Origin of the sequence: Haloferax sp. YSSS75 (assembly GCF_046764215.1) — an archaeon.
Taxonomy (GTDB): domain Archaea; phylum Halobacteriota; class Halobacteria; order Halobacteriales; family Haloferacaceae; genus Haloferax.
Window position 1 is genome coordinate 2,984,853 of the sequence record NZ_CP177206.1, and the last position, 14,446, is coordinate 2,999,298.

14 protein-coding genes are annotated in these 14,446 nt (G+C 64.1%); 2 read left to right on the plus strand and 12 right to left on the minus strand.

Annotation, left to right across the window (positions count from 1 at the left end):
- Positions 1 to 161 precede the first annotated feature (161 nt).
- On the plus strand, positions 162 to 629 hold the full coding sequence (locus ACK3R5_RS15530) for a DUF6789 family protein (protein WP_411967607.1): 468 nt from the start codon (positions 162 to 164) through the stop codon (positions 627 to 629).
- A 117-nt stretch (positions 630 to 746) separates the two neighbouring features.
- Positions 747 to 1,211 carry an ester cyclase gene (locus tag ACK3R5_RS15535; protein WP_411967608.1) on the plus strand — a complete coding sequence of 155 codons (465 nt, stop codon included), beginning with the start codon at positions 747 to 749 and terminating at the stop codon, positions 1,209 to 1,211.
- 38 nt (positions 1,212 to 1,249) lie between these two features.
- Here ACK3R5_RS15535 and ACK3R5_RS15540 read toward each other — a convergent pair whose 3' ends face one another.
- The 12 genes from ACK3R5_RS15540 to ACK3R5_RS15595 all read right to left on the minus strand — a co-directional run bounded on the left by ACK3R5_RS15540 (position 1,250) and on the right by ACK3R5_RS15595 (position 14,408).
- Entirely contained in the window at positions 1,250 to 2,578 is a 1,329-nt protein-coding gene (locus ACK3R5_RS15540; protein WP_411967609.1) for an MFS transporter, read from the minus strand.
- A 467-nt stretch (positions 2,579 to 3,045) separates the two neighbouring features.
- Positions 3,046 to 3,942 carry an ornithine carbamoyltransferase gene (argF, locus tag ACK3R5_RS15545; RefSeq protein ID WP_411967610.1) on the minus strand — a complete coding sequence of 299 codons (897 nt, stop codon included), beginning with the start codon at positions 3,940 to 3,942 and terminating at the stop codon, positions 3,046 to 3,048.
- A 34-nt stretch (positions 3,943 to 3,976) separates the two neighbouring features.
- On the minus strand, positions 3,977 to 5,062 hold the full coding sequence (locus tag ACK3R5_RS15550; RefSeq protein WP_411967611.1) for a [LysW]-lysine hydrolase: 1,086 nt from the start codon (positions 5,060 to 5,062) through the stop codon (positions 3,977 to 3,979).
- Complete coding sequence (locus ACK3R5_RS15555) at positions 5,059 to 6,195, minus strand: aspartate aminotransferase family protein (RefSeq protein WP_411964951.1); 1,137 nt, start codon at positions 6,193 to 6,195, stop codon at positions 5,059 to 5,061. Before ACK3R5_RS15555 ends, ACK3R5_RS15550 begins: the two co-directional genes overlap by 4 nt.
- A complete protein-coding gene (locus ACK3R5_RS15560) occupies positions 6,195 to 7,124 on the minus strand; it encodes an acetylglutamate/acetylaminoadipate kinase (RefSeq protein WP_411964952.1) in 930 nt (309 codons plus the stop codon). The genes ACK3R5_RS15555 and ACK3R5_RS15560 overlap by 1 nt, the downstream gene beginning before the upstream one ends.
- Before the next feature lie 72 nt (positions 7,125 to 7,196).
- Complete coding sequence (argC, locus tag ACK3R5_RS15565) at positions 7,197 to 8,240, minus strand: N-acetyl-gamma-glutamyl-phosphate reductase (protein WP_411967612.1); 1,044 nt, start codon at positions 8,238 to 8,240, stop codon at positions 7,197 to 7,199.
- Positions 8,237 to 9,160, minus strand: coding sequence for a lysine biosynthesis protein LysX (lysX, locus tag ACK3R5_RS15570; protein ID WP_411964954.1), 924 nt, complete (start codon positions 9,158 to 9,160; stop codon positions 8,237 to 8,239). The genes argC and lysX overlap by 4 nt, the downstream gene beginning before the upstream one ends.
- 61 nt (positions 9,161 to 9,221) lie before the next feature.
- A complete protein-coding gene (gene lysW / locus ACK3R5_RS15575; protein WP_058571591.1) occupies positions 9,222 to 9,401 on the minus strand; it encodes a lysine biosynthesis protein LysW in 180 nt (59 codons plus the stop codon).
- Between the two features lie 323 nt (positions 9,402 to 9,724).
- A complete protein-coding gene (argH, locus tag ACK3R5_RS15580) occupies positions 9,725 to 11,191 on the minus strand; it encodes an argininosuccinate lyase (RefSeq protein ID WP_411967613.1) in 1,467 nt (488 codons plus the stop codon).
- A gap of 1 nt (position 11,192) precedes the next feature.
- Complete coding sequence (locus tag ACK3R5_RS15585; RefSeq protein ID WP_411967614.1) at positions 11,193 to 12,410, minus strand: argininosuccinate synthase; 1,218 nt, start codon at positions 12,408 to 12,410, stop codon at positions 11,193 to 11,195.
- 313 nt (positions 12,411 to 12,723) lie between these two features.
- Positions 12,724 to 13,923 (minus strand): cation:proton antiporter, encoded by a 1,200-nt coding sequence (locus ACK3R5_RS15590; RefSeq protein WP_411967616.1) that lies wholly within the window; start codon positions 13,921 to 13,923, stop codon positions 12,724 to 12,726.
- Positions 13,923 to 14,408: a cation:proton antiporter regulatory subunit gene (locus ACK3R5_RS15595; protein WP_411964958.1), complete on the minus strand. Its 486-nt coding sequence runs from the start codon at positions 14,406 to 14,408 to the stop codon at positions 13,923 to 13,925. The genes ACK3R5_RS15590 and ACK3R5_RS15595 overlap by 1 nt, the downstream gene beginning before the upstream one ends.
- Between the last annotated feature and the right edge of the window lie 38 nt (positions 14,409 to 14,446).

The window sequence follows — 14,446 nt, forward strand, 5'->3', positions numbered from 1 at the left end:
CCATCCGATTAAAAGTCTCGGGGTGGTGACCGCCGTGGGACCCGATGGATGACGGGGTGACACCGCGTGACGCGGCGTCCCAGTGATAATTGTATCCCCGCGATGCAGCAGTCACACCCGTCCGAGAGACCATTATCTCGGGGGCTGTTGACACCTGACTCATGGCATCAGAGACAGCCACCTCGTCACGAATCGAATCGACAACAGCCCACTCCTGGCAAGCAGGCGTCGTCGCCGGCATCCTCGCCGCCGTCGTCATGGGGGCGTTGATGGTCGTCCAGATGCGTCCCGTTCTCGAAGTCGCCATCCCGTCGATGTACGCGTTGACCGGTGGCGTCGCCGGATTCACGATTCACGTCGCCCACGGTGCCGTCCTCGGCGTCGTCTTCGCCGCCCTCGCGGGGTACGTCGGACTCGATTCGACGGCGAAGTCGTTCGGCGTCGGCATCGCCTACGGCGTCGTCCTGTGGGCGATTCTGGCCGTCCTCGTCATGCCCGTCTGGTTGAGCGTCGTCGGGTCGCCCGCGAACCCACCGCTGCCGAACGTCAACGTCACGAGTCTCGTCGGCCACGTCGTCTACGGCGGCGTCATCGGCCTGACCTACCCAACGCTCGAAGACGCGCTGTAGACCGACACCGTCCCGTCCGTTTTTCGGCGACGAGACTCTCTCCCAGTCACGACATACCGCAATAACTGACAAATATCCTATGATTGTTCTGCGCGTACTCTCAGTTGGTGAACTGAGATGGACACGATATCGACAGCCGAGATGAAAGCGAAGGTTCGAAAAGTGGAAGAAAACGTGTGGAACGGCCGTGACGCGGCGGCCTTCGACGAGGTTGCGGCCGACGACTTCGTCATGCACGACCCGATGGGTGACCGCGACATCGACGGCGCGCGAGAGATGATCCAGGCCGTCCTCGACGGGACGTCTGACCTCGAATTCACTATCGAGGATATGTTCGCCGCCGGTGACCGACTCGCGGTCCGGTACACGCTCGAAGGAACGAACGACGCGCCGTCGTACCTCACTACCGAACCGACGGGGAACCACTGGCAGTCCAGCGGCATCACCATCTACCGGTTCGAAGGCGACAAGATTGCAGAACAGTGGGACGCGTTCGACTACTACGGAACGATGCAGCAACTCGGCTTGATTCCGTCCGAGGCGGATGCAGAACCAGAGTCTCGAACCGGCGCAGAAGCGTAAACGAGTGTGTGCCGGCGTGAGACTGCCGGCAGTGCGACCTATTTTCGGACCTCACCTCCGTCGAGTGTGTCTGTTCCCTGCGAGGAGTCGACGCGAATGTCGAACGTCGATGGGCCAACGTCGGCCACCGCCGGGAGGTGGCGTAGCCCCGGCCGAATCGCAAAGTAGAGGCCCACGAATCCGAATCCGAATGCGGCGAGTCCCATGGTCGTGACGACACCGATGTACTCCGCGACGAATCCCCCGACGAGTGACCCGACCGGTAACGTCGCCATGGAGGCGGTCCCTTTGATAGCGGAGATGCGGCCGAGGAGGTTCTCGGGGAACACCCGCTGGTTCAGCGTCGACATGAGGACGCCGTTGACCCCTGCGGCGACCCAGGCGAGACAGAACAGACCGATGGTGAGCACCACCGACGGCGAGTAGACCGACCCGACCCAAAGGAGCGCGGAGAGCAGGAAACTCACCGCCGTCAACCGGCCGTAGGGAACGTCGTTGAGAGACGGCGCAGTCACCGACCCAAACATGCGTCCGATGCCGATTGCGCCGAGCAACAGTCCGTAGATGGCCGGTCCTCCGAGGTCCGTTCCGAACGCCGGGAGGACTGCGAGCGCCACGCCGATGGCGAAGTTGGACACCGCCGTCGTGAACATCATCTCCACGAACAGCGTTCCACGGAGGATGTCGATTCCTGAGCGGAGGTCCGAGACGTACGCCGTCAGGGCCGACTCCGCTGGCGCTTCGTTCTCACTGTCGACGCTCGGTATCATCATCCCCGTGAACAGCACGCCTGCGACGGCGAACGTGAGCGAGTCGGCGAGGAACAGCGCTGTCGCTCCGAAGACGGCGATGAGGAGTCCACCGAGTGCGTCGAAGACCATGTCGAGTCCCAGTGTGACAGTCGCAAGCGCCGAGTTACTCCGCGACAGTTGTTCGTCGGCAACGATACGGGGTACCAGCGTGGACTGGATGGGTGCGTTCACGAGCGTCATCAACGAGAGGGCCGGAATCAAGACAATGATGAGTTCGACGGTCAACTGTCCGGTGTACGCGGCAAGAGGCAGGACGAGGACGACGACGCCCTGAACCACTTGCGACCCCACCAACAGAGGTTTGATGGGGAGTCTGTCGACGATTGGTCCGGCGATAATCTGCAGGACGAACGGCAACAGCAACAGCGAGTTCGCGATGCCCGTCAGGGCCGTCGAACCACTGAGTTCGTAGACGAACCAGAGGATAGCGACGGTGTAGAGGCTATCTCCGGCGTTCGAGACGAACTGCCCGAAGAAGAACCGCAGGAAATTCCGGTTCTTCCAGAGTGAGGACCGTGTCTCACTCGGGGTACCCGACGGTCTGTGGGTGCTCATCTCGCTCCCTCCCATCGACTGCCTGTGGAGGAAGTCGATTCGAGCGTGGTGTGGTGTGCGTGCGTGCGATGCGATAGCTGGTCCGAACTCGACTTTCGGTCCGACGAGTCCAGTGTCTCCGGGTCACGTTCGACCCGAAGGGTGGCGAATTTCGGCATATCGTGTGTGTTCTGTGGAGAAGTTGCAACTACGGAACACGTAGTGAATCGACCCGAGTGCTGCTGCTATCGGACCTACTTCGCGGCGGGGGGCGAGAGGGGGTTGAAAACTGCGCGGAGTGCGAGCAGCGGGGTCATATGCCTCAACTACCACTCTGTCAAACGTCCAATTAGTTATATATGTCGATTAATCGTCCGATTCGACTGTCGTCTCGAACTTGGACCGAAAGACGGGACTGCGAAACTGAGACGAAGTGAGACACAGCGAGTCGGAGTCGCCGAGCGACCGGCCGGACTGCAGGTGGGGTGTTATTCGAGCAACTCGACGATGAGTCCCTTCTGGGCGTGCAGGCGGTTCTCCGCCTGGTCCCAGACGATGGACTGGTCGCCTTCGAGCACGTCGCCGGTAATCTCCTCGCCGCGGTGGGCGGGCAGACAGTGCATCACCTTCGCGTCGCTGTCGGCCAACAGATTCTGATTGAGTTGGAAGCCTTCGAACGCCTGCAGTTTCTCGTGTCGTTGGCTCTCTTGGCCCATCGATATCCACACGTCGGTGTAGACGACGTCGGCGCCGTCGATTGCTTCTTCGGGGTCCGTCGTCACCGTCGGTGCCTGCCCAAGTTCGGCCGCCTGCGCGATGACGTCGTCGTCCATCGCGTACCCTTCGGGCGTCGCGACGGTCAGGTCGATTCCGGCCATCGCACACCCCTTGACGAACGACTGGCCGACGTTGTTGCCGTCGCCGACCCACGCCGCCTGCACCTCGTCGAACGGGCCGACGTGTTCACGAATCGTCAGCAGGTCGGCGAGCGTCTGACACGGGTGGGCGTCGTCGGTCAGACCGTTGATGACCGGTGCGTCGGAGTACTCGGCGATTTCCAGTAAGTCGGCGTGTTCGAACAGACGCACCATGATGGCGTCGCCGTAACGACCCAGCACGCGTGCCGTATCAGACAGCGGTTCGCCGTGGCCGAGTTGGATGTCCTCGGGGCCGAGAAACAGCGCGTGGCCGCCCAGTTCCGTCATGCCCGTCTCGAAGGAGACACGCGTGCGGGTACTCGGTTTCTCGAAGAGCATCGCCAGCGTCGCTCGGGTCAGTTGCGTCTCGTCGTCGCCCGCCTTGATGTCGGCGGCGCGGGTGAGGACGCGGTCTAACTCCGATGCGCTGACGTCGTCGATGTCGGTGAAGTGTGTGGTTTCGAGCATTGTGTCGTGTGTCGTGTCTCGTGTTCTCAGTCTCTCAGTCGTCTGCGAGCGTCTCACAGACCGCGACGAGGACGTCGATGGAGGTGTCGAACTCGGCGAGTTCGAGACGCTCGTCTGGTGCGTGGTCGAGGTCCGAATCGCCGGGGCCGTAGGTGGCCATCGGGCAGTCCCACGTGCCGGCGAAGATGTTCATGTCGCTGGTCCCTGTCTTGCGGAGCAACCGGGGCTTTGTCCCGTCGATACCGCGGATGGCGACGCGGAACGCCCGCGCGACTTCGGTGCGCGGACTCATCATCACGGGTGGGATGGGTTTGTTCCAGTGGACGCTCCCGCGGGTGAGTTCGCCTTCGGCGACTTCGCGCACGTCGTCGATGGTGAGGCGAGGGGGGACGCGGAACTGCACGTCCACCGTCGCCTCGACGGCGAGGCCATCGTCGGTGGGGCCGCCGTCGAAGGTCACGGGTTTGGTCGTCACGGTGTCGAAGACGCCGTCGTACTCCTCGTCGAAGAAGTCGGCGACACGTGACCACCACGCGACGGCCGACTGGATGGCGTTGTCTTCCGGGCGCGAGGAGTGACCCAGTTCACTGGTCGAGACGTACGTCCCGTCGAGGAATCCGCGATAGCCGAGGGTGACGCCGTCCCACCCGGAGGGTTCGCCGTTGATGACGGCGTCGGGTGCGTCACGGTCCTCAACGAGGTGCCACGCACCCCGCGAGGAGGTTTCCTCGCCGACGACGCCGACGAACGAGACACCCGTCTCGATTGCCGCCGCGGCCATCGAACAGAGTGGGCCGGTGGCGTCGACGCTCCCGCGTCCCCAGAGGACGCCGTCTTCGACTTTGACGGGGATATCGCCGGGGACGGTGTCGATGTGCGACGTGAGCAACACCGCGTCGTCGGCGGGTGCGCGGACGTTGCCCACGTCGTCTATCCACACCTCACGGTCGTGTGCCTCGAAGAACGCCTTCAGCACCTCGGCGGCGTCCGTCTCTTCGCCCGACACCGAGGGCGTCGACACCATGTCGTAGAGGAGGCGACGCGCCTCGGGCCAGTCGCTGCCGGCGACGAGGTCGGCGTTCGTCTCGGTGTGGCCGTCGTGTGTGGTTCCAGCGTTCATGACAACACGTTCGTCATGGCCTCGACTGCGTCGTCGGCGTGCGATTCGTCGATGACGAGCGGCGGGAGGAACCGAACGACGGTCCGGCCCGCCGGAAGCGCGAGCAGTTGCTCGGACAGTGCGAGGTGTTTGAGGGTGCGGTTCGCGCCGCGTTTGACTTCGACGCCAATCATCAGGCCGTCGCCGCGAACCTCGCGAACCGGCAAGTCGTGCGTTTCGACGGCCGCTTCGAGTTCGCTCGTGAGGTAGTCACCAATCTCCGCCGCGTGGCCGGGGATGTCCTGTTCGACGATGGTGTCGAGCGTGGCGTTGGCCGCCGCACAGACGACTGGGCCGCCGGAGAACGTCGACCCGTGAGAGGCCGCACCGTCGGCAATCCAGTCGGCACAGAGCGTCGCACCGAGCGGGAGGCCGTTTGCGATACCCTTCGCGCTCGTGAGGATGTCGGGGACGACACCGGCCTGTTCGCAGGCCCAGAGCGTCCCGGTGCGCCCGATACCGGTCTGAATCTCGTCGAAGACGAGCGCCGCGCCTGCGTCTTCGGTCAGGTCGCGAGCGCTCTGGAGATACTCCACCGAGGCGGGGTTGATGCCGCCTTCACCCTGAATGGGTTCGAGGAAGACTGCCGCCGTCTCGTCGTCGATTGCCTCGGCGAGTTCTTCTTCGTCGCCGTAGGTGACGAACTCGACGCCGCCGGCGACCGGTTCGTACGGCTTCTTGTACTTCTGTTTCCACGTGAGCGCGAGCGACCCGAGGGTGCGTCCGTGGAAGGCGCGTTTGGTGGCGATAATCTTCTGACGACCGGTCGCAGAGCGAGCGAACTTCATCGCCGCTTCGTTCGCCTCAGTCCCGGAGTTACAGAGCCAGACGTTCTCGATGTCGCCCGGTGCGAGCGCACCGAGTTTCTCGTACAACTCGGTGCGGACTTCGACCGGATACGACGCCTGTACGTAGGTCAACTTCGCGGCCTGCTCCTGAATCGCCGAGGTGACGGCGGGGTGTGAGTGGCCGAGTGCCGCGACGGCGTAACTCGCACCGAAGTCGAGGTACTCGGTGCCGTCGTCCGAGTAGAGGTACGGTCCTTCACCTGATTCGATGGTGATGGGTTTCTCGGAGAAGACGAACCCGGACATCACTCTGCCTCCGTCGTTTCCACGAGCGCACCGGGCGTCACGTGCGTGCCGCCGCCGTTGAGCGCCGTCACGATGGGGTCGTTCACGTTCGCGTCGGAGACGATGACTTCTGCGGCCCCGCCGGTGAGTGCTTCTTTCGCGGCCATGACTTTCTTCGTCATGAAGCCTTCTGCGGCCGCTTCGAGTGCTTCGAACTCTGCGGGCGTGTCGGCCGTCTCGAAGAGCGTCGATTCGTCGTCGGGGTCGGCGTAGACGCCCTTCACGTCGGTGAGGACGACGAGTCTCGCACCGAGTGCGCCCGCGACTGCTGCCGCCGCACGGTCGGCGTCAGCGTTGACGGGGACGCCGTCGTCGGCGAGCATCGGAACCGTCACGATTGGCGTGTAGCCGCCGTCGAGGAGGGTTTCGAGGAGCGACGCGTTCACCGAGGTAATCTTCCCGGAGTGGTCGCCGCGTTTTATCTTCTTCTTGCCGTTCTCGACGACGCGGACCGCCGACTTGCGCGGCCCGGTCAGCAGGCCGCCGTCGACGCCGGAGAGGCCGAGTGCGTCGACGCCCGCCTCGCGGAACAGCGCCGTCAGGTCGGTGTTGAGTTTGCCGGGCATCACCATCGAGAACACCTCCATGGTGCGCTCGTCGGTGAAGCGCCCGGTGACGCCGGAGGGCGACTCGACGTAGGTGGGTTCCTCACCGAGTTCTTCGAGCGTCTCGTCCACCGCGGTGGACCCGCCGTGGACGACGACGACGTCGGTGCCGTTGGCGACGAGGTGAGCCACGTCTGCAACCGCGCCTTCCGGGTCGACGGCTTTCGCGCCGCCAATCTTGACGACGACTGGCGGTTCTTTCCCACCGTCAGCCATCAGATTGTCCTCGTTGTCGACGAGCTGTTCGTGTGCCGCGAGCAGTTCCTCACGTGTGTATCCTGTCATAGTCGGTGTGGTACGATGGTCAGTCTGGGTATGGTCGGTAGTCTGGAAATGGTGTGTTCGGGGGACGGTCGGTCAGGGAGAGCCAATCGGGTGGAAGCCGGTGAAGTTGAGGCCGGCCGTCTCCTCCAGGCCGAGGGCGATGTTGGCGGCGTGGACCGCCTGCCCGGCAGAGCCTTTCATCATGTTGTCGATGGCCGAGAAGACGACGAGGCGGCGGTTCGAGGGGTCGATTTCGAAGCCGACTTCGCCGAAGTTGGTTCCTGCGACGGATTTCGGTTCGGGGTAGCGGTAGACGCCACCGCCGCCGGCGACGGTGCGCATGAAGGGTTCGTCGCCGTAGGTGCCACGGAAGGCCTTCCACATGTCGCCTTTCGACACCGGTCCGTCGGGGAAGACGTGACAGGTCGCCGCCGCACCGCGGACCATGTCCACCGCGTGGACGGTAAAGGAGACAGAGAGGCCCAGATACTCCTCGATTTCCGCCTCGTGGCGGTGGCCGGTCGGCGCGTAGGGGCGGACGATACCGGAGCGTTCGGCGTGTGACGACGCCTTGCTCGCGCCCGCGCCACCTTCCGACGACCCGACTTTCACGTCGACGACGACCTGTTCGTCGCCAGAGAGGATGTCGGCGTCGAACAGTGGTTTCAGGCCGAGAATCGTCGCCGTCGCGTTACACCCGCCCGCCGCGATGAGGTCCGCGCCGGGGAGGTTCTCGCGGTTCAGTTCGGGGAGCGCGTACTCCGATTTGTCGAGATACTCGGGGCAGACGTGCCCGTCGTACCACTCGTCGTACTGCGCTTCCTCGGAGAGGCGGAAGTCCGCAGAGAGGTCCACGACCGTATCTGCGGCGTCCTGAAACGCGTCGATGTGTTCCATCGAGACGCCGTGGGGCGTCGCCGTAAAGAGGACGTCTACGGATTCGAGGTCCGCCGGCGAGGTAAAGCGCAGGTCGAGGTGACGCAGGTTCGGATGGACGTGGCCGACAGTCTTGCGCTCGTAGGAGCGACTCGTGGCCTGTTCGATGTCGAAGTTCGGGTGGCCGTCGAGCAGGCGGAGCAGTTCGCCGCCGGTGAATCCGGACCCGCCGACGACGCCCGCAGTGAGTACCTCGCTCACGCCGTCGCCTCCGCGACTGTCTTTCCCGCTTCGACTTTCGCTTCCAGCCAATCGACGACTTTCGCGGGAACGTCCACGTCGACGGCGTCGTTGAGCGCCTTGAACTCGACGGTGTGGTTGACCTCGTGGACGGTGTAATCAACGTCAGACTGCGTCTGACGAGCCTCCGAATCACCGGATTCGGAGACTACTCCCGTCTCCATGAGGTCCACGCCGAGCAGGCCGCCACCGACTGCGTCGGAGGCCTGCTTCACGAGTTCTTTCGCGCGGGCGTCGAGTTCGAACGCCTCGGCGTCAGCGCCCTTCGCGGCGTTCGTGAGCCAGTGGTCCGACGAGCGAGTCATCGCGGCGATGGGTTCGCCGTCGACGGCGAGCACGCGGATGTCGCGGCCGGGTTTCTCGACGAACTCCTGGATGTAGAACACCTTGTGTTCGTAGTTCCCGAGCGTCGCCTTGTGTTCTAAAATCGCTTCGGCGGCCGCCTCGGAGTCGATTTTGGCCATCAGGCGACCCCACGACCCGACGACGGGCTTGAGGACGCAGGGATAGCCGAACTCCTCGACGATGTCCATCGCCGATTCGACGGTGAAGGCGACTTTCGTGTTCGGCGTGGGTACGCCCGCGTCTGCGAGCGCGAGGCTGTTCTTGGCCTTGTCGGCGCAGATGTCCGCCGTCTCGTGGGAGTTGACGACCGGGATGCCGTACGACTGCAGGAAGCGCGTGATGTAGAGACTCCTGCTCGTCGCCAGACAGCGGTCGACGACGATATCGACCCCGTCGAACACTTCAGGCGGTTCCGTGAGGTCGAACTGCTCTTTCCGAACGTCTATCTTCGTCACCTCGTGGCCGCGCTCGCGGAGCTCGTTGAGGAGCAACTTCTCGTCGCGGCGAATCCGGGAGTAGAGTATTCCAACGTTCACGCGAGCCACCTCCAGTGGCGAGTGTGAGCAGGGAGGTCCGAGAGTCCGACCATGTGCAAGGTTACTCTCCCCAGTCCTCTTCGAGTTCGGGTGCTTCTTCCAAAATCACGGGGTCGAGCGAGACGACTTCGAGTTCCGCGCCTGTGGCAGGGCTGTCGATAATCTCACCGACTTCCACGTCGGACGGCAGCTCGATTTCTTCTCCACTCAGTGGGTCTTCCGCAGTGATGGTGTCGCTCATTACATCCATCGCTGGACGACGAACGGTATTAAATCCGTCGAAATTTACGGCACAAAAAATAACGTAAAGAAGTCTCTCTCGGCGATTATCGGGCGAATCGGCCAACCTTGGCGGCCGGTCGAACGACGTGTCGGGCTCGGTTGCCACCCTCACCTGACACCGGGGACGGGACCGGTCGCGGAACCGGTCGAGTCGTCCCCCGCGTCGGGCGTGGTCGTCGTCGCGGTCGCGGTCCCAGTCGCGGAACCGAAACCGGTCGTCGTCGCAGTCGCAGAGCACCCGCTCGCGGTGGTCGCGGTAGACCGGCGGCGGGGATGGCTCTCTCAGACATACGTCGATACCTCTTCGTCGAGTTCCTCGGCGGCCGCTTCGAGTGTGTCGCGTGCGTCCGCGACGGCGGCGTAGTCTGCCGAGAGGTCGTCACGGGCCGTCGAGAGTGTCGATTCGACGGCGGTGGGTGCGGGCCCACCGACCGAATCGCGACTCGCCACGCTCTCTGTCGGGTCGAGCGCGGCTTCGACGGCATCGGCTGTCACGTGCGTAAAGAGAGACTCACCTAATACGTCCGTAGCGACGGCGTCAAGTGTTGCCACGTCGGGGGTTCCCGAGGAACGCGCGGCCGCCTCTGCGACCACTTCGTGAGCGGTGCGGAACGGCAGGCCGGCCATCGCCAGCAGGTCTGCGACGCCCGTCGCCGTCGAGAAACCGTCGCCAGCGGCGGCGGCGAGTTCGTCTTCGGGCCACGTCGCGGAGGCGACGGCGCCGGCGGCGACTGCCGCCGCTTCGGAGACGTCGTCGACGGCACTGAAGGCGTGATTGTGTGCGCGCTGTAAGTCGCGGTTGTACGCACGCGGCAGTCCCTTCAGCGTCGTCAGCAACCCGGTGAGTTCCCCGACGGCGTCGCCCGCGACGGCGCGGACGAGTTCCATCGTGTCGGGGTTCTTCTTCTGGGGCATAATCGAAGAGGTAGACGAGTAGTCGTCCGAGAGTTCGACCAGCCCCTTGTTCGAGAAGACGACGAGGTCCTCGGCGAGTCCCGAGAGCGTGATGGCGTGCGTCGCGAGTGCCGAAAGCGTCTCCGCGAGAAAGTCGCGCGTCGCGGAGGCGTCCATCGAATTCTCCATCACGCTGTCGAACCCGAGCAAGTCGGCGACGAGTTCGCGGTTCACGTCGAAGGGTGTCCCGGCGAAGGCCGCCGACCCGAGGGGTGACTGATTGATACGCTCGTACGCGCACATGAGGCGGGCGCAGTCGCGGGCGACCGCCCGTTCGTACGAGAGCAGGAAGTGCGCAACCGTCGTCGGTTGGGCGGGTTGCAGATGCGTGTAGCCGGGCATCACCGTCTCGGTGTGCGCTGCCGCCGTCTCGACGAGCGATTCGCGCAGTGCGAGTGCCGCATCGAGGGCGCTCAGCACGTCTTCACGCAGACGGTAGCGGATACAGGTCGCTACTTCGTCGTTGCGCGAACGCGCCGTGTGCATCTTCCCGCCGTCGGGGCCGACGATGTCGATGACGGCCGCTTCGATGGCTTCGTGCACGTCTTCGCCGCCGGAGAGTGCGCCGTGGCCGGCGGCTTCAACCTCGTCGAGTGCGGCGAGGATGTCGGCGGCGACGTCGGACTCGATGATGTCCTGCGCCGCGAGCATCACCACGTGCGCCCGGTCGACGGCGAGGTCGGCCTCGAAGATGCGTTCGTCGGCCGCGAGACTCGACATGAACCCGCGGGCGGGGCCGCCGCTGAAGCGGTCCCGACGAATGACGCCTTCGGAGGTGCCGTCCTCGCCTGTCATCTTACTCGTCGCTGCCGCCGTCGGCGGCCAGTTCGGGCTTCTGTTTCTTCGTGCTCTGGTTGGCGAGACGCGCCTGGAAGCCGTGGTACTTGGCGACGCCGGTGGCGTCGGCCTGCTCGATGCCGTCGACCGTCTCCGTGTTGAAGGAGGCGGCGGACTCGGAGTAGGCGGCGTACTCGGACTCGCGGCCGACCGGACGTGCCTGTCCACCCTCGAACTTGATGGTCACGGTACCCGTGACGCGCTCTTGGGTCTTCTCGAGGAAGGCTTCCAGTGCGCCCACGAGCGGGGCGTCGATGAGGCCTTCGTAGGCCTTCTGGGACCACTCGTTGTCCACGGTGGCCTTGAAGTCACGCTCTTCTTTCGTGAGGACGAGGCCTTCGAGCGCCTCGTGGGCGTTGAGGAGCGTCGTCGCGGCCGGGTGCTCGTAGTTCTCGCGCACCTTCAGGCCGAGCATGCGGTCTTCCATCATGTCCGTGCGACCGACGCCGTGTGCGCCAGCCTTCTCGTTGAGGGACGAGATGAGTGCGAGCGGTTCCATCTCCTCGCCGTCGATGGCGACGGGGTAGCCGTCTTCGAACGTAATCTCGATGAGTTCCGTCTCGCCGGTGGGCTGTTCGGTCCACTCGTAGATGTCTTCCGGCGGCACGTAGCCGGGGTCTTCGAGGTTGCCGCCCTCGATGGAACGACTCCAGAGGTTCGTGTCGATGGACCAGACGCCTTCGTTGCCGCCCTTCACGGGCAGGTTCTTCTCGGCGGCGTACTCCATCTCCCACTCGCGGGTCATTCCCATCTCGCGGACGGGTGCGATGACTTCGAGGTCCGACGCACGCCAGACCGCTTCGAAGCGGAGCTGGTCGTTCCCTTTGCCCGTACAGCCGTGAGCGATGCCGTCACAGCCTTCTTCTTCGGCTTTGTCGAGAATCGCCTTCGCGATGACCGGGCGTGCGAGTGCGGTTCCGAGCGGATAGCCCTGATAGTCCGCGTTCGCGGTCACCGAGTCGAGACAGAGCTGTGCGAACTCGTCTTTCGCGTCGATGACGTAGTGTTCGAGGCCGAGCGCTTCGGCCGTCTCGTAGGCCTCGTCGAACTCCTCTTCTGGTTGGCCGACGTCGACGGTGACGCCGATGACTTCGTCGTATCCGTACTCTTCTTCGAGAATCGGGACGCAGACTGTTGTGTCGAGTCCGCCCGAGAACGCGAGTGCGACTTTCTTCATGTACTCGACTGTGGCAGGGATAGCTAAATAAATTCTTTGCATTCAATTTGTGAAATTAAAAGGTAGAGATGCCTATAGCCAAGAAAACTGGAGATTAGCAATTTCGACGTGTCCCGAAGGATATGGTAGTTGTGGCCCTAAAGGGCCGGTCGTCGTCGGAAGCCAGCGGCTCGCAGCGGGGCAAAAGTGGCGCGGGTGCTGCGAGACGCCATGGTTGTGAGTCCCTACAACATCGTCCCTATTAAATTCTTTCGGGACCGCAACCTTCGCCTCGGTATCGGCGTTCGGCCGTTTCGAAGGCTGAAACCGGGCTTCAGGTGTCTGTACCCGCTGGTCCGCCGCGGAAGACCAACCGTTCGACGAGGTCCGACCGTTGCATCAACAGCGTCCCGAGTGCGCTCATGACGAGGACGTACCCGACGGCGAACGCCGGAATGACCTCACGCATCACCTGTGTGGACCCCGACGCGGCCAGCGCCGCGATGACGAGCGAGAACTCGCCGCGCGGGACCATCCCGACGCCGACGCGGAGCGACCGGGTGGTCGAGAGGTCGTAGACCCGGCCGCCGAGATACCCCGAGAACACCTTCGCGGGCGTCGTCAACACGACGGCGACGACGAGTGGAACCGCGGCGGCGGCGAGCAGTGTCGGGTCCGTCCCGAGGCCAATCCAGAAGAAGAAGATGGCCGCGAAGACGTCGCGGACGGCGGTCAGTCGGCGTTCGAGGCTCTCGCGGTGGCCGCTCGTCGAAAAGCCCATGCCGACGAAGAACGCCGCGACGGCCTCACTCACGCCGAGTGCCAGTGCTGCCCCCGAGACGACGATGACGACGGCGAGGGCCCGCAGAACGAACGCTTCCTGGTTCCCCACGTCGAGGAGACGCGTGAAGAGCGGTGTTCCGAACTGCACCGCGACGAGGAGGAGTCCGAGAAAGCCGAAGGCGATGGCGAGTGACCGCCCGATTGCAGCGACTCCGCCGTCTCCACCGAGGACGAGTGACGTGACGGCCGCGAGGTAGACGGCGATAGCCAGGTCCTCGAAGACGAGCGTCCCCAAGATTGGCTCCGATTCGGGGTCGGCAATCCACCCGAGGTCGATGAGCGTCTTCGTCACGATGGCGGACGACGAGATGTAGACGATGCCACCGAGGAGGAACGACTCGACGACGGACCACCCGAGGGCGAGGCCGATGCCGACGCCGAGTGGCAGGTTCACCACGAGGTCGATGGCACCGGCACGGCTGATGTTGGTCCGGGCGGCACGCAGTCTGTCGAGGCTGAACTCCAGTCCGAGGAAGAACAACAGGAGGACGATACCCACCTCTGCGAGGAGGGTCGTGACCTCGGCGTTCGCGACGTACGGCAGGCCGAGTCGCCCGGCGACGTACGGGCCGGCGACGACGCCGCCGACGACGTACAGCGGGATGACCGACAGGCCGAGGCGGAGCGCGACGGTGCCAGTGAGCGCGAGGACGACGAACAGGTAGCCGAATTCGAGGAGTTCCGCCGCCATTAGGTTCCTTTCACGAGTGCCGCGAACTCGCGGCACGCCTCCCGCGGTCCAATGACGATGAGTGTGTCACCCGCTTCGATGGGTGTCTCGCCACCCGGAGACGTGATGACTTCGTCGTCGCGTTCGATAGCGATGACAGACGCACCGGTCGCCTGCCGGAGGTTTGATTCACCGAGTGTCTTCCCGGCGACGTCGGAGTCCGGTCCGACTTCTACCCATTCGAGGAGCGTACTGTCGCCGAGGAGCGTCTCGATGTCTGTCGTCTCGACCGGTTGGAAGTACGCCCCTTCGAGGAGCGTCCCGACTTGCCGTGCGAGTTGGTCGTCGAGTTCGAACAGTTTCTCGGAGTCGCTGTCGGCGCTCTCGCGGCGGAACACCTCTCGCTTTCCGGTGTTGTGGGTCACGATGACGAGACGTGCTCCCCCACCGAGTTCTACCTCGTGTTTCTTCCCGACACCCGGAAGGTCGCTCTCGTAGACAGTCACGTCAGAGTGGTTAGAGTCCCGGTGAAATAAAATCGCGT

What these genes read in the sequence shown, in the direction of transcription:
- ACK3R5_RS15535 (WP_411967608.1), top strand. Translation starts at nt 747, where the DNA reads ATGGACACGATATCGACAGCCGAGATGAAAGCGAAGGTTCGAAAAGTG.
- lysW (WP_058571591.1), bottom strand. Translation starts at nt 9,401, where the DNA reads ATGAGCGACACCATCACTGCGGAAGACCCACTGAGTGGAGAAGAAATC.
- ACK3R5_RS15555 (WP_411964951.1), bottom strand. Translation starts at nt 6,195, where the DNA reads ATGTCCGGGTTCGTCTTCTCCGAGAAACCCATCACCATCGAATCAGGT.
- argF (WP_411967610.1), bottom strand. Translation starts at nt 3,942, where the DNA reads ATGCTCGAAACCACACACTTCACCGACATCGACGACGTCAGCGCATCG.
- ACK3R5_RS15590 (WP_411967616.1), bottom strand. Translation starts at nt 13,923, where the DNA reads ATGGCGGCGGAACTCCTCGAATTCGGCTACCTGTTCGTCGTCCTCGCG.
- argH (WP_411967613.1), bottom strand. Translation starts at nt 11,191, where the DNA reads ATGACAGGCGAGGACGGCACCTCCGAAGGCGTCATTCGTCGGGACCGC.
- ACK3R5_RS15550 (WP_411967611.1), bottom strand. Translation starts at nt 5,062, where the DNA reads ATGAACGCTGGAACCACACACGACGGCCACACCGAGACGAACGCCGAC.
- ACK3R5_RS15560 (WP_411964952.1), bottom strand. Translation starts at nt 7,124, where the DNA reads ATGACAGGATACACACGTGAGGAACTGCTCGCGGCACACGAACAGCTC.
- ACK3R5_RS15585 (WP_411967614.1), bottom strand. Translation starts at nt 12,410, where the DNA reads ATGAAGAAAGTCGCACTCGCGTTCTCGGGCGGACTCGACACAACAGTC.
- ACK3R5_RS15540 (WP_411967609.1), bottom strand. Translation starts at nt 2,578, where the DNA reads ATGAGCACCCACAGACCGTCGGGTACCCCGAGTGAGACACGGTCCTCA.
- ACK3R5_RS15530 (WP_411967607.1), top strand. Translation starts at nt 162, where the DNA reads ATGGCATCAGAGACAGCCACCTCGTCACGAATCGAATCGACAACAGCC.